The organism is Pseudarthrobacter sp. 10T415 (assembly GCF_056394175.1).
The window spans coordinates 182,945-199,852 of record NZ_JBFTHJ010000003.1; the positions used below are offsets into that span (position 1 = coordinate 182,945).

Genomic DNA, 16,908 nt, shown 5'->3' on the forward strand with positions numbered 1-16,908 from the left:
TTCACTGACAACACCTTTAATATACCCCTAGGGGGTATCGTCGTCAAGAGTTCGGCGCGGCTTGTGACCGGGGAGAGCTAGCAGCCCGGGCTACCAACTTGATCTTGCTCCCGTCATACTTGTATAAAGGCCCACACGGGCAGAGCATGCTTGTGCGGGCGGAACGGATGCTACATGGAGGTGGCCCTGTGAAGGACGTTCGCGGCCCTTACACCTACTCGAGTGCCTTGGGGGACGACGACTGCGTCGCCGGAACCTACACGGCAGAGGTGGATGGCTGGAAGCTTTCCTGGTCCGACGGGATGTACCAGCTGCACGGCTACCGCCGCGGCGACGTGGTCCCCACCCTGGAACTGCTGTTCGCGCACAAGCATCCCGAGGACCGGCCGCGTTGCGAAGCCATTGTGGCCCAGGTTGCCGAGACCGGCGGGTACTTCTGCATGTACCACCGGATCATCGACTCCAGGGGCAAAACCAAACGGGTGCTGTCCTCCGGCGAGGGCATCATCGGCCCGGACGGCAAGGTCACGGTGATCGAGGGCGTGATGGTGGACCTCACCTCAACCCTGCAGCGCGAGACCGAGCAGACCGCCCGTGATGCGGTGGCCGGGGCTACGTCCACCCGCACCGTCATCGACCAGGCGCGGGGCATCCTCATGGGACTGCTCGGCATTGGCTCCGATGAAGCCTTCCAGCTGCTGGTGGCAACCAGCAGCTACCGGAACGTCAAGCTGGTGGCAGTGGCAGCGGAACTGGTGCAGCTGGCCAACTCGGAAGACGCCCGGGAGTACCTGGTCAGGGCCGTCAGGGCCATAGCTGACCGGGCGCCGGCAGTTTCGGGGGACCGGAGCAAGTCCAGGGAACACCAGGCCGCCAGGGACCACCGGGCAGCACCTGAACGCCGGACCGCCGCAGGTCCGTCCGCGGTAGCTGCCGGACGCTCCGCCGTCCCCGGACCCTCGCCCCGTCCTCCCACGGGACGCCCGGGTCCCGGCCGCCGCCCCACGGGCTGACGCCCAGCGGGACCCATCCAGAAGTCAGCATGCTGCCGAATGACTGGTGTTCGGGCGTCAACCGAGGCCCGGTAACCGCATATCGGAAGGTCAGCCATGACCGAAGTTACTGCCCACCACGGGCTGTTCAAGGACACCAACCTGCATGTGGACGATGCCGGCGGAGCGGGCCGCCCGGTGGTCCTCATCCACGGATGGCCGCTCTCCGGGAAATCCTTCGAGGAGCAGATACCGGCGCTGCAGGAGGCCGGATACCGGCCCATTACCTATGACCGCAGGGGGTTCGGCCTCAGCAGCAAGCCCCAGGCGGGCTACAACTACGATGTTCTGGCCGAGGACCTGCAGAAGGTCCTGGTGGAGCTGGACCTCAGCGACGTGACCCTGGTGGGGTTCTCCATGGGCGGCGGTGAGGTGGCACGCTACCTCGGCCTGTACGGACCGGCGCGTATCCGCAGCGTGGTCTTCGCCTCCGCCGTGACGCCCTACCTCATGCGGACGGACGGCAACCCGGATGGGCCCCTGACCCCGGAGCAGGCGGACGGCATGGCGGAGGACCTCGTCACGGACGAGGCAGCCTTCTACGATTCCTTCACCCGCGACTTCTTCTCCGTGGACGGGGTCCTCAAGGTCAGCGAGGTGCAGCGCAAGGAAGCCGGTGCCATGTGCGGGCAGGCCAACAAGAACGCGGCGCTTGCCTGCATGGCGGCCTTCGGCGGAACCGACTTCCGGGGCGACCTCGCCGATGTCACCGTCCCGGCCTTGGTGATTCATGGCGACGGCGACGCGACCGTGCCGTTCGAGGGGTCCGGCCGGCGGACGCACGCCGCACTGGCGGACAGTGAGGTCCGCGTCATCAAGGACGCGCCGCACGGCTGCAACGTGAGCCACGCAGAGGAGTGGAACAGCGTGGTGATCGAATTCCTGGCGAAGTAGGCCGGCTACGGGCCGACGTACACGTTCTGGTGGATACGCCTTAAGCCTTCAGACTCCAATTGGACGGCGTCGGCGTAGTCCGGCACCAGGGCGGCGGGTCTTCTGTCGGACCCGCTGACGGTCACGATCTTGTTGCTGGAGCTGCCGGCTGCAACGCCGCATCCCGCGTAATCGGTGACCTGCCGATCCACGTTGACCACCGCCAGGCAGGCTTGTGCGCCATCAGAACTCTGCGCTGCAAAGAACTTCCTGCCGCCATCTTCGACCAGGAAACGCAGGGTGGTGGGATCGACCTGTTCCAGGAAGCCTGCATCGGCGGGGAAGGCATCCTCGGGTCCTGCGGGGGCTTTCAGCGCATCAATGCCGTGCCCGTCACTGGCGCAGCCACCGAGCAGCAGCGGAACCGTCAGCGCTGCAAGCGTTGCCGCGGGTTTGAGCTTCATCATCCGTGTCCCCCAGGTTGTGAATGCCGTGCCAATGACGCTACCGCAGTGTTCCCGGCGGGTCTTGTCATACCGAAGTTGGCCCCAGCGCCTGTGTCCGTAGAAGGGGAAGCTGCCGTGCCGGTAGGATGGATGAAGGTGCGCCGGGAAGTCTGGTCGGCATAGTTTCGTCGACCCCCAAAGTCAGGACCCTGCCGTGACCTCCGCCCCGCAGCCCCCGCACAAGCACCCAAACAAGCACCAGGCCCAACCCCAGCCGCGCCGTTCCATCCTCGCCCGGGGCTCCTATTCGGAAGCCCTTCGCATCGGCGAGATCCTCCGCAAGGAAACGGTGGGCGGTGCCCTGCTGGTGGCCGCCGCGGTGATCGCCCTGATCTGGGCCAACTCGCCGGCGTCGGACAGCTACTTTGCCCTCAGGGACATCACCGTCGGCTACGAACCCTGGCACCTCGAACTAAGCCTCGGCGCCTGGGCGGCCGACGGGCTCCTCGCGGTGTTCTTCTTCCTGGTGGGCCTGGAGCTCAAACGCGAATTCGTGGCGGGAGACCTGCGCCAGATCAGTACGTCCATCGTCCCGGTGCTGGCCGCCGCCGGCGGTGTGCTGGTCCCGGCGGTGATCTACGCCGTCGTGAACCTCTCCAACCCGGACACGCTCCGCGGCTGGGCCATCCCCACCGCCACGGACATCGCCTTTGCCGTGGCCGTGCTGGCCGTCATCGGATCGCACCTGCCCAGCGCCCTGCGGATCTTCCTGCTGACCCTTGCCGTGGTGGACGACCTGATTGCCATCAGCATCATCGCGTTCTTCTACTCCAGCGACCTCCAGCCCACCCCGCTGCTGCTGGCCCTGATTCCGCTGGCCGTGTTCACGTTCCTGGTCCAGAAGTACCGCCGGTTCTTCGGCACCCATGCCGCGGCGGCCTGGCTGATCCTGCTGCCGCTGGGTTTCGCCGCCTGGGCACTGGTGCACGCCTCCGGTATCCACGCCACGGTGGCTGGAGTGCTGCTGGGCTTCGCCGTCCCGGTAATCCGGTCGCAGGCCAGTGGAGGCCCGGAGGCCGGGCCCGGTCTGGCAGAAATTTTCGAGCACCGGTTCCGGCCGATTTCCGCAGGCATTGCCGTCCCGGTGTTTGCCTTTTTCTCGGCGGGCGTCGCCATCGGCGGATGGGACGGGTTCGTGTCGGCGCTCGCTGACCCGGTGGCGCTGGGCATCATCCTGGCGCTGGTCCTGGGCAAACCGGTGGGCATCCTCGGCGCCACCTGGCTCCTGACCAAGACAACCAAGGCCAAGCTGGACGACTCCTACCGGTGGATCGACATCTTTGGCGTGGCCCTGCTGGCCGGCATCGGTTTCACCGTGTCCCTGCTGGTGGCCGAGCTCAGCTTCGGCCAGGGCAGCCTCCACGACGACCATGCCAAGGTGGGCATCCTGACCGCGTCGCTGCTCGCTGCCTTACTGGCCAGCGTTATCCTCCGCACCCGGAACCGGCAGTACCGGCAGGCCGAGGAATTGGAAAAAGTGGACGCTGACCAGGACGGCATCCCGGACGTCTACCAGAACCGCGCTTAACCGGATTATCCAGGGACGCACGACGCCGGCACTTACACGTGTGCCGGCGTCGTGGTCTGTCTGTAGCCGGCTAGGCCGGGGAGAGTCCCAGCAAAGGTTCCGCGGGTGCCTCCATGTGCCGGATCTCCAGGGCCTCCGGGTCCAGCAGCTTGCGTGCGCCGGTCCGTGCGTCCAGGATCCAGAACAGGTCCAGCGCGGGCACCACCCCGGTCACCCGGCCGCTGTGGAACAGCTTGCCCCGGTGCCACGCCTCGATGTTGTCTCCAATGCGGAGCTGAGCGGTACTGACTCCCTGTGCCTCCATGCGGGCTGCCTCCTGCTGGTTGTGTCCCCGTACGCCCAGCTTGCCGCAGCGAGGTTGCAGGAGTGTTTCCGCAGGGTGTTATTCCTGTGTCAGCTGAGGTTGGTGCGCCGGGTGCTCAGCATGTGGAGAAGCAGGGCGCGCTGTGGTTGGCCCGGATTGCGGTCCACGAACAGGCTGAGGGAGGCGCGGGCGCCGGCTTCCGCGGGGTCTGTGCCGCTCATGATTTCCTCGATGATTTCCAGCGCCTGCAGCTGGAGGTCCAGGAGCGCCACTTCCTCAGTGACGGACAGCGGAGTTTTGGGTTTGCCGGACATGGGGGTGCCGCCTTTGTGCTGGGAGCCCTCCCCGGGGAGGAGCAGCAGCCTCTCCCAAGCCCATCGGATGAATGTACTAAGTGTACTTATAAGTCCGTGGGCGGCAAGGCTTTCCGGAGGCCTTTTTCCGGCCCAACTGGGTAGCAGTAGATGTCGTTATGGGCATCCATAACGACATCTACTGCTACCTACTTGGGCTGGTCAGCCGCCTACTTGGGCCGGTCAGCTGTGCGTGGGCTCCTCCACCAGGGCGGTGGCGATGCTCGACGCGTCGTCCAGGGCGGCCAGGTACCGCTCGGCATCCAGGGCCGCGGCGCAGCCGGTACCGGCGGCGGTGATGGCCTGCCGGTACCGGTGGTCCACGGCGTCACCGCACGCGAAGACGCCGGAAAGATTGGTGCACGTGGTGGGGGAGTCCACCCTGATATAGCCCTCGTCGTCCAGGTCCACCTGGCCGGTGAGCAGTTCGGTGCGCGGCAGGTGGCCGATCGCCACGAAGATGCCCGTGGCGCCGAGTTCGCGGGTTTCGCCGGACCGGGTGTCCTTCAGGGTGACGCCGGTGACCTTGGTGTCGCCGTGGATGGCGGTGATGGCCGAGTTCCATTCGAACCGGATCTTGGGGTTGTCCTTGGCCCTCTGCGCCATGATGCGGGAGGCGCGGAGTTCGCCCTTGCGCACGACGACGGTCACGGACTTCCCGAAGCGGGTCAGGAAGGTTGCTTCCTCCATGGCGGAGTCGCCGCCGCCCACCACGATGATGTCCTGTTCGCGGAAGAAGAACCCGTCGCAGGTGGCGCACCACGACACCCCGTGGCCGCTGAGCTTCTTTTCCTCGGGCAGGCCCAGTTCCTTGTAGGCCGAGCCGGTGGCCAGGATGACCGCGGGTGCCTCGTGGGTCTCCCCGGCGCCGGTGACCACGCGCTTGACGGAACCCTTCAGGTCCACGGACGTGACGTCGTCGAACACCACCTTGGCGCCGAACTTCTCGGCCTGCTGCTGCAGCCCGTCCATCAGTTCCGGGCCCTGGATGCCGCCGGGGAAACCGGGGAAGTTTTCCACCTCGGTGGTGTTCATCAGCGTGCCGCCCGCGGTGACGGAGCCGGCCAGCACCAGCGGGGCCAGGCCTGCCCGGGCGGTGTAGATGGCGGCGGTGTAGCCCGCGGGGCCGGAGCCGATGATGATCAGCTGTTCGTTGCTCATGGGGTTCTCCTTGGGAGGTTCGGGGCTGCGGTGTTTGCGGGTCACGGGTGCGGTTACTGGGCGTCGGGGTGCTGCGCGGGGACGAGTTCGGTGATCAGGGCCTCCACCCGGGTCCTGATCCGGTCCCGGATGGGACGGACGGCGTCCACACCCTGGCCGGCGGGATCCTCCAGCACCCAGTCCTCGTAGCGCTTGCCGGGAAAGTAGGGGCATTCGTCGCCGCAGCCCATGGTGACCACCACGTCGGATTCCCGGACGGCCTCCGTGGTGAGGATCTTGGGGACCTCGGCGGACATGTCGATGCCCACCTCTGCCATGGCCTCGACGGCGGCCGGGTTCACGGTGTCCGCCGGCTGGGATCCGGCGGAGCGGACCTCGATGGCTCCCTTGGCCAGGGAGGACAGGAATGCCGCTGCCATCTGGGAACGGCCGGCGTTGTGGACGCACACGAACAGGACGGACGGTTTCGCGGCGGGGTCGGCGGTCAACGGTGCTCCTTGAATGCAGGCCGGCAGGCTGCCTGCGTTTCAGGCGGCGTGGCGTGCGCCCTACCAGTGGAGCAATGGTCATCGGCCCCTGTCAATCCGCTGCATAATGGGCCCATGACCCCACCGCAGCTCCCCGTGGCAGCCCCATGACCGGCGAGGCATCAGGCGGGGCGTCAACCACGGCCCGCGGATCTGCCTGGGAGGTCTTCCGGGTCTTCCTCAAACTGGGTGTCACCTCGTTCGGCGGCCCCATCGCGCACCTGGGCTATTTCCGCGACGAACTGGTCCGGCGGCGCAAGTGGGTGGACGAGCAGGGATACGGGGACCTGGTGGCACTGTGCCAGTTCCTGCCCGGGCCCGCCTCCAGCCAGGTGGGCTTCGGCATGGGGCTGCACCGCGCCGGCCCCCTCGGCGCGCTGGCCGCGTTCCTCGCCTTCACCCTCCCGTCCGCGGCCCTGCTGGTGGCCTTCGCGCTGGGAGCCGCGCTGTTCCAGGGTGCTGTGGGGTCTGGGATCCTCACCGGGCTGAAGATCGTGGCGGTGGCCATCGTGGCCCAGGCCGTGTGGGGCATGGCCAGGGCGCTCACCCCGGACCGGGAACGGGCGGCGATCGCCGTCGTCGCGGCCCTGTCCGCCACCCTGCTGGCCGGTTCCGTCGGCCAGATTTCGGCCATCCTGTTCGGCGCGCTCGCCGGGCTGCTGGTCTGCCGGCGGGGCACCACCGACCTGACCGGCCAAATGCGCTTCCCCGTCAGCCGGACCGCGGGCATCATCTGCCTGGCACTGTTCGCGCTTCTGCTGCTGGGCCTGCCGGTGCTGGCGCTGGCCACGGGCTCGGCCGGGATCACCCTGTTTGAGGCTTTCTACCGGGCCGGGGCGCTGGTGTTCGGCGGCGGACACGTGGTCCTGCCCCTGCTCCAGGCCGGCGTGGTGGACCCGGGCTGGGTGACCAACCAGCAGTTCCTGGCAGGTTACGGCGCCGCGCAGGCGGTGCCGGGGCCCCTGTTCACTTTCGCGGCCTACCTGGGCACGGCGTCCGGGTACGGTCCGGGCGGCGTGGCGGGTGCCGCCGTCGCGCTCGCCGGCATCTTCCTGCCCGGGTTCCTGCTGCTCACCGGCGTGCTGCCCTTCTGGAACTCATGGCGGTCCCGGCCCGGGGCGCAGGCCCTGATGCGGGGCGCCAACGCCGCCGTGGTGGGCATCCTGGCCGCCGCCCTGTACAACCCCCTGTTCACCACTGCCATCACCGGGCCGGGCCCGTTCTGCCTGGGCCTGGTCTGCTTCGTGCTGCTCATCGGGTGGAAGGCGCCGCCCTGGGCAGTGGTGCTGGTGGGCGCGGCCGGGGGAGTGCTGCTGGCGCTCGCCGGCTGACTCCGGGAAAGCCAGTGGCTGGGCCCGAAGCCGCGCCGTGGGAGTAGGCTGGAATTGCCGTCCGGTCCTGGGCGGCTCGGGTCCCGGTTCAGTCCGTGGGTGGCTGTGCCGGGCAGCACCAGGAAGCCCTCCATGGCCACAGACAGAACCGACGAGCCGGTAGCCAAGCGCCTCGGCGAACTGGTCCTCACCAGTTCCCATGTTGAAGAATTCCTCCATGACCTGGCCGTTGAGGCAGCAGCCGAACTCTCCTCGACGGGGCAGCAGGTGTCCTGTTCCGTCACCGTGGTGCGGCGGAAGAAAGCCTCAACGGTGGCCAGCAGCGATGGGCGCGCCCGGGCCATGGACGAGGTGCAGTACACCTTTAATGACGGCCCGTGCCTGTCGGCCCTCCGCCTGGCCACCACCATCCACGTGCCGGACCTGCATAATGAGCGCCGCTGGCCGGAGTACCTGGAGGCGGTGAACGAGGGAACCCTCAAATCCATCCTCGCGGTGCCCGTCCCGGTGGACAACGAGGCACGGGCGGCCCTGAACCTTTACTCAGACGGCAAGGATGCGTTCCCCGCGGACTCCGTTGCCTCCGCCGAACGGTTCGCCCGGGAAGCCAGCCAGTCCCTGCGGTTGGCGCTGCGGATTGCCCAGCTGACGGATGCGCGCGACGACCTCGCCGCCGCCATGGCTTCACGCACCACCATCGACCTCGCGGCCGGGGCCATCATGGGCCAGAACCGGTGCAACCAGGAAACTGCCATGGCCATCCTCAAGAGCGCCTCCAGCACGCGCAACATCAAGCTACGGGACGTCGCTGCCCGCGTGATCGCCTCGGTGGCCGCCGACGATACCGTCAGCACCCACTTCGACGCCTGACGCCGCGGTCACAGGGCACGGCAGGGCGTACGACGCCGGCCCGCCGCCACGGTGCCCTACTCGCCGTTGTTCCCGGGGGCGGCAGCGCCTGCCACGAGCTGTGCGCTGACCTCCGCGAGGGTGCCGCCGGATTTCCTGGCCTTGGTGATGAGCCGGCCCAGGGCATCATCGTGGCCGATGCCGTGCCGCTCCATCAGCATCCCGCAGGCCCGGTTGATGGTGTCCCGGGTGGCGAGGGTGGCTTTGAGGTCGCCCGCCATCCGCAGCGGAACCTCGGTGCCCTGGATGTGCGCCAGCAGCGTGGCGGCGGTTCCGGCGAACAGGGGGAGCACCCGGCCGGTGGCCCCGTCGTACTGGCCCGGCAGCGCCGAGTAGATGTTAAGGGCGCCCAGCGCCTGGCCGCCGGCCATCAGCGGTGCACTGGCCACGGAACGGACCGAAGTGTCCAGGACAGCTGCGCGCCAGTTCGGCCACCGCTGGTCCGTGTGGACGTCTTCAACGATCACCACTTCTTCGGCGGACCATGCGGTGAGGCACGGGCCTTCGTCGAGTTCGTACTGGACGGCGTCCAGCTGCTCCACCAGGGGATGGGTGGCGGCGCTGCTGATCCGGTTGCCGCCGGCGTCCAGGATGGACACCCCCGCCTCCGGGTGGCCGGGGAGGGTTTCCTTGATGGCCCGGGCCATCAGGGCCACGGCGTGGCTTGCTTTTTCCTCGGTCAGCAGCAGTCCGCGAATGCGTGCGATGGTGTCCGAGAGGTCGTCGAGGGGGAGCCGCTTCATGCTTGCAGGCCTGTTCCGCGTCTGCATCCATTGCCGCCGGTGGACTGCAGCGGCTACTCGCGCCGGCCTGTGCAGAGGGGGCCGGGGAGGACAGGCCCTGGTGCCCGTCACGTTTCAGAATGTACCTGCGTTAGCGGGGGAAGTACAGCGGGAGTCAGGCGGGGACAGCAGTGCACCCGGAGCAGAAGGCGCCCCGGGTGCATGAGCCTGAAATTAACGGTTTAGGCGTGTGCGTAGGTGAGGCAGTCCGCGTTGTCCCGGCCCGGGCCAACATGGACCTCGGGTGCCTTGCACATCAGGTGGTCGTTGTGGACGCATTCGCTGCGCTGGCAGGCTCCGACGTCGGCGAGCACCTTGGGCAGGCCGCCGTGGACGCCCACCTCGATGAACGTGGCGCAGTGGGCGTGGTTTTCGTCCCCGCCCACGGTGATGGCGGCGGCGTTGCAGTTCGTGTGGTCGTTAAAGGAACAGTTCGTTGCGCTGCAGTCTGCGACGTGCGTTGTCATGGAAAGTCCTCCTTGGCCGGCCACCCTGGGCGGGCAGCTCCGTTTGACCACCGTAGACCCGGGTGGGCCAATCAAAAAGACCCAATTGTCTTGCCTAATTGGCCGCTGACCGCTTTCCTCGCCCGATTCGCCCTGGCCGGTGCGCGCCCCGAGCGCTGCGCCCTTTCCAACGGATGCGCTTGCCGGGCGCGCCCTTCCCGCCGGCCGATCCGGGTGCTTATCCTGTACTTCTCGGCGGCAAGCAGCGACCGCCAGCAGATACCCACGGCTGGGCCAATGGGAGGGCTGGCATGGACGGGCATGAAACGGCGGACACGGCGATGGACACCTTCCGGAATAACGGCACCGCATCACCCGGTTCCAGGACCTTCGGGGTTGAAGAGGAACTGCTGCTGGTGGACCCGGGCAGGGGTGACGCGGTGCCCATGGCCGGCGCCCTGCTGGACCTGTACGTCAGGCCCTTCGAGTCCAGTGCCGGGCCGGTGCTGACGGCCGAGTTCCAGCAGGAAATGATCGAAGTGGTCACCCCACCGCACTCAACGCTCGCCGGTCTCCAGGCGGACATCGTTGCGGGGCGGGACATTGCCCGGCAGGCCGCGGAGGACGTGGGCGTCCGGGTGGCCGCCCTGGGCACCTCGCCCCTGCCAAGTGACCCGCACCCGGTGCGGCTGCGCCGGTTCGCGGCCATGGTGGAGGAGTACGGACTGACCGCCCGGGAACAGCTGACCTGCGGCACCCACATCCACGTGTCCGTGGACTCGGACGAAGAAGGGGTGGCGGTGCTGGACCGGATCCGGAACTGGCTGCCGGTGCTGGTGGCCCTCAGTGCCAACTCCCCGTTCTGGCACGGCGAGGACACCGGATACGCCAGCTACCGGTCCCAGGTGTGGAGCCGGTGGCCGTCCGCCGGGCCGCTGGACATCCTGGGCACCCCCGAGGCCTACCACCAGCTGGTGCACGACATGGTGAGCACCGGCGTCGCCATGGATGAAGGCATGATCTACTTCGACGCCCGGTTGTCCCGGCACTATCCCACCGTGGAGGTGCGGATCGCCGACGTCTGCATGATGCCCGAAAACACGGTGCTGCTTGCCGGGATCGTCCGCGGGCTGGTGGAAACGGCCGCCCACGAATGGAAGGCCGGAACCGACCCCGCGCCCGTGCCCACCGCCCTGTTGCGGCTGGCCACGTGGAAGGCCAGCCGCTGGGGGCTGCGCGGGGAACTCCTGGATCCGGTGACCAGCAGGCCCGGGCCGTCCCTCGGCGTCGTCAATTCCCTCCTGCACCATATCCGCGCGGCGCTGGAGGACATGGGCGACCTGCAGCGGGTGGAGGAACTGACGGACCAGCTCCTGCACACCGGCACCGGGGCCGTCCGCCAGCTCGAGGTGCTGCACCGGACCGGCGACCTGGAGGACGTGGTGGACGACGCCGCCAACTGCACCGTGGGTTCCGAAATCCAGGGTGCGCAGCGGGGGACGCCGAGGGATTGACAGCGGCCCGTCCCGGGCGCACGCTGTTACCGCTGGGGCCTGCATTGGTGCGGCCTGGACGCCGGCGCGGCTGTTGAAAGCCCGGCGTGGAACCCGTGGCGTTGAACCCACGGGCGGGCGGCCAACCATCCCGGAGCTGCCCCGGCGCCCCGGACGAACAGTTGAAAATGCTCCCTTGTCTGGAGAATGAAATGGCCGGAGAAACTGCCACAGCGCTTGAAGCGAAATCCTTTGATGAACCCGACGAGAAGCGCCGTCCCCCGAACACCGTGGTGGATGTGGTGCACGTTGGCGGCACCACCCTGGCCCGGCTCACCTTTGAACGCGGCTGGCGCTGGTCCGAGACGGTGAAGACGGTGGTCAACACGGACAGCTGCCAGGTCAACCACGTGGGCATCTGCACCTCGGGGACGCTGACCGTTCAGATGGACGACGGCACACGGACCACCGTCAGCGCAGGCCACGCCTACGCCGTTCCGCCCGGCCATGACGCCTGGGTGGAAGGCGATGAGACCTTCGTGGGCTACGAGATCCTGAGCGCCGCCGCGTACGCCAAGCCCGAGTGAGCCGCGCCTGATTCCGGCCTGATACCGCTCACCAAGCCGTCCGCGCATGTTCCGCCTGAGGGAAGCCACCGACGCCGGGCTTCGGAAGAAGCCCCGGCGCGGGTTGCGCCGGGCCGGGTTCGTCCTGCTCGCCGTGGTGGGCCTGGTCCTGGCCTCCACGCTGCTGAACCTGTTCCTGGAGTCCCGGGAGCGGGCCACCGTCCAGCCGTACGGGGAGCGGGTGGCGGTGGCCGGTGGCAGCCTGAACGTGGTGCGGAACGGGCAGCAGGGCCAGGCCATCGTGCTGCTCAGCGGGCTGGGAACACCGGCCCCCGGCCTGGACTTCCAGCCGCTGGTCCGTGAGCTCAACGGCTTCGACGTCACGGTGGTGGAGGGGTTCGGCTACGGCTACAGCGATCCGGAAGCCGGTCCGCGGAGCAACGAGAACATCAGCAACGAACTCCACCAGGCACTGGAATCGCTGCAGGTTCCGCGGCCCTACGTCCTGGCCGGCCACTCCATCTCCGGGTTCTACCTGCTGGACTACGCCAACCGGTACCGCAGCGAGGTGGCGGCGGTGATCGGCATCGACGCCAGCATCCCCAAGCCCGGGGACGGGCCCGTCCCGGAGCCGCAGCCGGGCATCAACTGGGCCCGCGCCGTGTCCGCCACCGGGCTGCTGCGGGCCGTGGCGTCGGTGGCCCCCGCCGTCGTGGATCCGGGGAGCACCGCCTTCACCGAGGACGAACTCAAGCGCATGCGCATGATGTGGTCCTGGAACTTCGGCAACCCGGCCGTGGAGGACGAGACGGCCCGGATCGCCAACAATGCCGCGGCACTGCGGGGCGTCACGTACCCGGACGACCTGCCGGTCCTCGCCTTTGTTGCCGATGAAAAGACTGACCAGACTGCGGAGAAGGTCTCGGCGGCCGAGAACCTGCTCCAGAACGTCCGGCGCCACCAGGTGCTGCCCCTCGAGGGCGGGCACTACCTGCACTGGACCCAGGCTCCACGGATGGCCGAGGCTATCCGGGCGTTCCTCGGTCAGAGCGGATAATCCTGAATGGATAATTTCCGGGCAGATAACTTCTGGGCCGAGAACCTGGACCTCTGGCTCAGGTGGCGGGGCCGTGTGCGGGTGCCGCCTGCGGAGTTGCCCTTCGGGACGAAGCCGCGGACGCAAAGTGGCGCCGTTCAAGCGCGACGACGTCACGGCCAAAGGAGAACAGGAGCAGCGGGAGTGCCGCGGCCGGAGCGGCGGCAGCAACGGCGGACGGCATGCCCGGGACCAGGGCCATGACCAAGGCAAGAAGCAGGGCCAGCGGCTGGACGGCGCCGATCACCTTGCGCGCCGTACTCCGCGGCAGAGATTCACGCAGGTGCGGCCGGACCAGCCCGGCCGCCACCACCACGTAGTACATCGACCCGATGGCCAGCGTCCACAGGCCCACCACCGCCACCGTGGCAACGGACAGGACCAGCACCAGGAAAGCATCCGTGGCGGAATCGAACCGGGCTCCCGCCTCCGACGCGGTCCCGGTCCGCCGGGCCACGGGGCCGTCCACAGCGTCGAGCAGGAGTGCTGTGCTGCCCAGGATTACCAGGAGCAGGCCGGTCCCCTCGCCGGGAACCTGGCCGGGCACCGGTCCGGCAAACAGCGGCGGGACGGCCAGCACGGCGCAGGCGGCGGCGAGGGCGGCACGGACCAGGGTGATCCGGTCGGCCGGCGTCGGACGCCAGGTTGCGATGGTCTCCACCATCTAAGTATCCCGGCGCACAGTGTCGTGACGAGCGGCGTCCGGGGCGCCGCGCCGGGCACGGTTGCTGCGGACCAGGCCTGCCGCCGCGAGGATGGTTCCGGCGCCCTCGGCCACGGCGCTGAAGGTCTTTGAGAAGAACCACACAGGGTCGTACATAGCCGGGAACGGGCCGAACGCCGGGACATCAACGTACCGGTAGAGCATCACGGCGGCGAACGCGCTGAAGGCCACCACCAGGGCTGCGGCATAGGAGGCGCGGCTGCCGCGGACCAGCACCCACAGCCCCACCAGGACCGCGGCGGCGGCCTCGAGCAGGAACAGGGTGCCTTGGCTGATGACGCCGGGCGGCGCGTCCTGATGGCCCGGGGCGAGGAAGAGGTGCACCCCGGCGTCGATGAACAATGCCACAGCCGTCAGTATTCGGAGGACCACACTGATAAAACGTCCAAAACGCCGAACTGGTTCACCGCGGGCTGCGGTGAACCACCTGAACCGGCACCATCTGAACCGGCACCGTTCAGCCGGACTTCCGGCGGTAGATGGCCGCCGCGAGGCCGTAGGCCACTATCAGGATGCCCACCAGCCAGGCCAGCGCCGTCCAGATGCCGCTGCCCACTGGTTCCTGGGCGAGGAGGGCGCGGAGGGTGTCCACAATGGAGGTGACCGGCTGGTTCTCGGCAAACCACGCCACCGGGCCGGGCATGGAGCCGGTGGGCACGAACGCAGAGCTGATGAACGGCAGGAAGATCAGCGGGTAGCTGAAGCCGCTGGCACCGTCCACGGTCTTCGCCAGCAGGCCCGCGATCACCGCGATCCACGTCAGCGCCAGGGTGAACAGCGCCAGGATCCCGACGACGGCGAGCCACGCCGCCACGGACGCCCCGGACCGGAAGCCCATCACCAGGGCCACGCCCACCACGATCGCCACGGCGGCAAAGTTTGCGGCAAGCGAGGTGAGCACATGGGCCCAGAGGACGCTGGGCCGGGCCACGGGCATGGACCGGAACCGTTCGAAGATGCCGCCCTGCAGGTCCAGGAACAGCCGGTACGCGGTGTAGGCCACGCCGGAGGAAATGGTGATCAGCAGGATGCCGGGCAGGAGGTAGTTGACGTACGGGTCGCCCGTGCCGGTGCTGATGGCCCCGCCGAACACGTAAACGAACAGCAGCATCATGGCCACCGGGGTCACCGCTGTGGTGATGATGGTGTCCGGGCTGCGGAGGATGTGGCGCAGCGACCGGCCGGTGAGCACACGGGTGTCGCTGAGAATGTGCGTGGTCATCACAGTTCCTTTCCAACGAGGGCCAGGAAGACGTCCTCGAGGGAGGGCTGCTTCTCGACGTATTCCACCGTGGCTGGCGGCAGGAGTTGCTTGAGTTCGGCGAGGGTCCCGTTCCGGATGATGGTGCCCTGGTGCAGGATGGCGATGCGGTCTGCCAGCTGCTCGGCCTCGTCAAGGTACTGCGTGGTGAGCAGTACGGTGGTGCCCTGGCCGGCGAGCTGCCGGACGGTCTCCCACACCTCCAGCCGGGCCTGCGGGTCCAGGCCGGTGGTGGGTTCGTCGAGGAAAATGACGGGCGGATTGCCGAGCAGGCTCATGGCGATGTCAAGCCGGCGCCGCATGCCGCCCGAGTAGGTGGCGGCCCTGCGGTTCCCCGCCTCGGTGAGGGCAAACCTGGCCAGGAGTTCGTCCGCAATGGCTCGCGGTTCGGGCAGGTGGCGCAGCCGGGCCACCAGCACCAGGTTCTCCCGCCCGGTGAGCACCTCGTCCACCGCGGCGAACTGGCCCGTGAGGCTGATGGACCCGCGCACCTCAGCCGGCTCCGCGCCGACGTCGTACCCGTTCACCGTGGCGGTGCCCGCGTCCGCCGCCAGCAGCGTGGACAGGATGCGAACCAGGGTGGTCTTGCCGGCGCCGTTGGAGCCGAGGAGCGCGAAGATGGTCCCCGGCGCCACGTCAAAGTCGACGCCCCGCAGCACATGCAGGTCCTTGAACGACTTGCCGATGCCCCGCACTCGGATGGCCGGTTCCGGGGCGGCTGCCGCGGTCATGGCTTGGATTCCTTCCTCTTCGCATCGTCAACGGCCTCGATCAGCCGGGCGCGTTCCTTGTCGATCCAGCGCTTGCCCCCGTAGGCCTGGGCGAACGATTCGGCGAACTCCACGGGGTCGCTACCCACGATGTCGCCCACCGGGGTGCCGTCGATGGCGGCGCGTTCCCAGAGGTCGGCGAGGTCGGAGATCATCTGCACCATGGTGTCGCCCTCGGTGACTCCGCCGTAGTACATGAGGTACCTGTTGAAGGCCGCCGCGGCGGTGACGTACGGCTCGGGCAGCGCATCGAGGCGTGCCTTGGCCTGCTTGTACTGCTTCTTCTGCTCCAGCGGTCCGGTGAGTGCTTCGATCCATTTGGCGGCCATGTCAGTTACCTTCCTGGTGGAGCTGTTCGATTCGTTCTGCGAGGAAGCTCCACGTCCTCCAGAACTCTGCAAGTTCCTGCGTGCCCGTTGCGTTCAGCGAGTACACCTTGCGCGGCGGGCCCTTCTCGGACGGGACCTTCTCCACGTCCACCAGGCCGCGCTGTTCGATGCGGACCAGGAGGGCGTACACCGTGCCTTCGGCGATGTCCGCGAAGCCCTGGTCCCGCAGCCGCGTGGTGATCTCGTAGCCGTAGGCGGGCCGGGTGGCCAGGATTGCCAGGACGATGCCTTCCAGCGTGCCTTTGAGCATCTCCGTCATCTGTTTGCCCATGTGCTCCTCCTGCTACTTAGTGTTGCTGACTACCACTACATAGTAACACTGGGTACCGGCGGTGCAAGAGGTCTTTCCTGGCTGTTCCGGAGGGCCTTTTTCCCCTTGAAGATGGGGTCAGGGAGGCGTTGACTTAAGTTGCGGACAGCAGTGTCCGCGGGGCGGAAAGGCAGCGGGCCCGACCGTTCCGGACAGAAAGGAAATTCAGTGACTAAGTGGTATCGGTGGCAGGACTGGGCAACAGTCGCCGCCGGACTCTTCACTGCGGTCGCGGTCCTGTGGACCCGGCAGCTCAACTTGTCCACAACCTGCATGCTCGTTTTCGGCGGGCTGCTGGTGGTCAGTGGCCTGATCAACCTGGCCATGCCCGGTATGCCTGCTATGGAATATGTCCAGGCAATCCTCGCCGCAGGGCTGGTCCTCTCGCCATGGCTGGGGACCTACACAGGCGCCACGGGAGCGGCGCTGACATCGTGGATCGCAGGTGGCGCCGCGCTGGTGGTTACAGCAGCCGCCATCAAGCCGAGCACCGACGTCCGCCACGCCTACCGCGTCTCGCATTAGCA

Annotated in this window: 22 protein-coding genes; 9 read left to right on the forward strand and 13 right to left on the reverse strand. The window is 67.9% G+C overall.

Annotated features, from left to right (window positions below; all coding sequences use genetic code 11):
- Positions 1-188: 188 nt before the first annotated feature.
- Together AC1DBN_RS06470 and AC1DBN_RS06475 are read left to right on the forward strand one after the other, a co-directional pair.
- A complete protein-coding gene (locus AC1DBN_RS06470; protein ID WP_056076107.1) occupies positions 189-1,013 on the forward strand; it encodes a PAS and ANTAR domain-containing protein in 825 nt (274 codons plus the stop codon).
- Between the two features lie 96 nt (positions 1,014-1,109).
- Positions 1,110-1,946, forward strand: coding sequence for an alpha/beta fold hydrolase (locus AC1DBN_RS06475; RefSeq protein ID WP_314214414.1), 837 nt, complete (start codon positions 1,110-1,112; stop codon positions 1,944-1,946).
- A 5-nt stretch (positions 1,947-1,951) separates the two neighbouring features.
- On the opposite strand, the gene AC1DBN_RS06480 is transcribed toward AC1DBN_RS06475, so the two are convergent.
- A complete protein-coding gene (locus AC1DBN_RS06480; protein WP_477722804.1) occupies positions 1,952-2,389 on the reverse strand; it encodes a hypothetical protein in 438 nt (145 codons plus the stop codon).
- Between the two features lie 196 nt (positions 2,390-2,585).
- On the opposite strand from AC1DBN_RS06480, the gene nhaA reads away from it, so the two are divergent.
- Positions 2,586-3,959, forward strand: a complete 1,374-nt coding sequence (nhaA, locus tag AC1DBN_RS06485; RefSeq protein WP_056076098.1) for a Na+/H+ antiporter NhaA — start codon at positions 2,586-2,588, stop codon at positions 3,957-3,959.
- 70 nt (positions 3,960-4,029) lie between these two features.
- Here nhaA and AC1DBN_RS06490 read toward each other — a convergent pair whose 3' ends face one another.
- The 4 genes from AC1DBN_RS06490 to AC1DBN_RS06505 form a co-directional block, all read right to left on the reverse strand.
- Positions 4,030-4,263 carry a hypothetical protein gene (locus AC1DBN_RS06490; RefSeq protein WP_314214411.1) on the reverse strand — a complete coding sequence of 78 codons (234 nt, stop codon included), beginning with the start codon at positions 4,261-4,263 and terminating at the stop codon, positions 4,030-4,032.
- 89 nt (positions 4,264-4,352) lie between these two features.
- A complete protein-coding gene (locus AC1DBN_RS06495; RefSeq protein WP_056076092.1) occupies positions 4,353-4,577 on the reverse strand; it encodes a hypothetical protein in 225 nt (74 codons plus the stop codon).
- Between the two features lie 222 nt (positions 4,578-4,799).
- The gene (gene trxB / locus AC1DBN_RS06500) at positions 4,800-5,777 is read right to left on the reverse strand and encodes a thioredoxin-disulfide reductase (RefSeq protein ID WP_477722805.1); all 978 of its coding nucleotides are present in this window, start codon (positions 5,775-5,777) and stop codon (positions 4,800-4,802) included.
- A 53-nt stretch (positions 5,778-5,830) separates the two neighbouring features.
- Entirely contained in the window at positions 5,831-6,265 is a 435-nt protein-coding gene (locus tag AC1DBN_RS06505; protein ID WP_314214409.1) for an arsenate reductase ArsC, read from the reverse strand.
- 146 nt (positions 6,266-6,411) lie between these two features.
- Between AC1DBN_RS06505 and chrA the strand changes: the two genes are divergently transcribed.
- Positions 6,412-7,635 (forward strand): chromate efflux transporter, encoded by a 1,224-nt coding sequence (gene chrA, locus AC1DBN_RS06510; protein WP_477722806.1) that lies wholly within the window; start codon positions 6,412-6,414, stop codon positions 7,633-7,635.
- Between the two features lie 132 nt (positions 7,636-7,767).
- Positions 7,768-8,505 (forward strand): GAF and ANTAR domain-containing protein, encoded by a 738-nt coding sequence (locus AC1DBN_RS06515; RefSeq protein ID WP_477722807.1) that lies wholly within the window; start codon positions 7,768-7,770, stop codon positions 8,503-8,505.
- Positions 8,506-8,561: 56 nt separating this feature from the next.
- On the opposite strand, the gene AC1DBN_RS06520 is transcribed toward AC1DBN_RS06515, so the two are convergent.
- Positions 8,562-9,287, reverse strand: coding sequence for a GAF and ANTAR domain-containing protein (locus tag AC1DBN_RS06520; protein ID WP_477722808.1), 726 nt, complete (start codon positions 9,285-9,287; stop codon positions 8,562-8,564).
- Between the two features lie 221 nt (positions 9,288-9,508).
- Positions 9,509-9,793, reverse strand: coding sequence for a DUF1540 domain-containing protein (locus tag AC1DBN_RS06525; protein ID WP_091722630.1), 285 nt, complete (start codon positions 9,791-9,793; stop codon positions 9,509-9,511).
- A 290-nt stretch (positions 9,794-10,083) separates the two neighbouring features.
- Here AC1DBN_RS06525 and AC1DBN_RS06530 point away from each other — a divergent pair, with 290 nt between their 5' ends.
- The 3 genes from AC1DBN_RS06530 (at position 10,084) to AC1DBN_RS06540 (ending at position 12,888) form a co-directional block, all read left to right on the forward strand.
- On the forward strand, positions 10,084-11,286 hold the full coding sequence (locus tag AC1DBN_RS06530) for a carboxylate-amine ligase (RefSeq protein ID WP_477722809.1): 1,203 nt from the start codon (positions 10,084-10,086) through the stop codon (positions 11,284-11,286).
- 191 nt (positions 11,287-11,477) lie between these two features.
- Positions 11,478-11,852 (forward strand): cupin domain-containing protein, encoded by a 375-nt coding sequence (locus AC1DBN_RS06535; RefSeq protein ID WP_314214399.1) that lies wholly within the window; start codon positions 11,478-11,480, stop codon positions 11,850-11,852.
- Positions 11,853-11,898: 46 nt separating this feature from the next.
- Positions 11,899-12,888 carry an alpha/beta fold hydrolase gene (locus AC1DBN_RS06540; RefSeq protein ID WP_477722810.1) on the forward strand — a complete coding sequence of 330 codons (990 nt, stop codon included), beginning with the start codon at positions 11,899-11,901 and terminating at the stop codon, positions 12,886-12,888.
- A 58-nt stretch (positions 12,889-12,946) separates the two neighbouring features.
- Here the strand turns inward: AC1DBN_RS06540 and AC1DBN_RS06545 are convergent, their stop codons facing one another.
- The 6 genes from AC1DBN_RS06545 to AC1DBN_RS06570 all read right to left on the reverse strand — a co-directional run bounded on the left by AC1DBN_RS06545 (position 12,947) and on the right by AC1DBN_RS06570 (position 16,342).
- Entirely contained in the window at positions 12,947-13,588 is a 642-nt protein-coding gene (locus tag AC1DBN_RS06545) for a CDP-alcohol phosphatidyltransferase family protein (protein WP_477722811.1), read from the reverse strand.
- Positions 13,589-13,591: 3 nt separating this feature from the next.
- Positions 13,592-13,999: a hypothetical protein gene (locus tag AC1DBN_RS06550; protein ID WP_477722812.1), complete on the reverse strand. Its 408-nt coding sequence runs from the start codon at positions 13,997-13,999 to the stop codon at positions 13,592-13,594.
- Positions 14,000-14,108: 109 nt separating this feature from the next.
- The gene (locus AC1DBN_RS06555) at positions 14,109-14,873 is read right to left on the reverse strand and encodes an ABC transporter permease (RefSeq protein WP_477722813.1); all 765 of its coding nucleotides are present in this window, start codon (positions 14,871-14,873) and stop codon (positions 14,109-14,111) included.
- Positions 14,873-15,643 carry an ABC transporter ATP-binding protein gene (locus AC1DBN_RS06560; RefSeq protein ID WP_477722814.1) on the reverse strand — a complete coding sequence of 257 codons (771 nt, stop codon included), beginning with the start codon at positions 15,641-15,643 and terminating at the stop codon, positions 14,873-14,875. The genes AC1DBN_RS06555 and AC1DBN_RS06560 overlap by 1 nt, the downstream gene beginning before the upstream one ends.
- A complete protein-coding gene (locus AC1DBN_RS06565) occupies positions 15,640-16,011 on the reverse strand; it encodes a DUF1048 domain-containing protein (RefSeq protein ID WP_091722614.1) in 372 nt (123 codons plus the stop codon). The genes AC1DBN_RS06560 and AC1DBN_RS06565 overlap by 4 nt, the downstream gene beginning before the upstream one ends.
- Before the next feature lies 1 nt (position 16,012).
- Complete coding sequence (locus tag AC1DBN_RS06570) at positions 16,013-16,342, reverse strand: PadR family transcriptional regulator (protein ID WP_091722612.1); 330 nt, start codon at positions 16,340-16,342, stop codon at positions 16,013-16,015.
- A 207-nt stretch (positions 16,343-16,549) separates the two neighbouring features.
- On the opposite strand from AC1DBN_RS06570, the gene AC1DBN_RS06575 reads away from it, so the two are divergent.
- Positions 16,550-16,906 (forward strand): SPW repeat domain-containing protein, encoded by a 357-nt coding sequence (locus AC1DBN_RS06575; RefSeq protein ID WP_091722609.1) that lies wholly within the window; start codon positions 16,550-16,552, stop codon positions 16,904-16,906.
- Positions 16,907-16,908 lie beyond the last annotated feature (2 nt).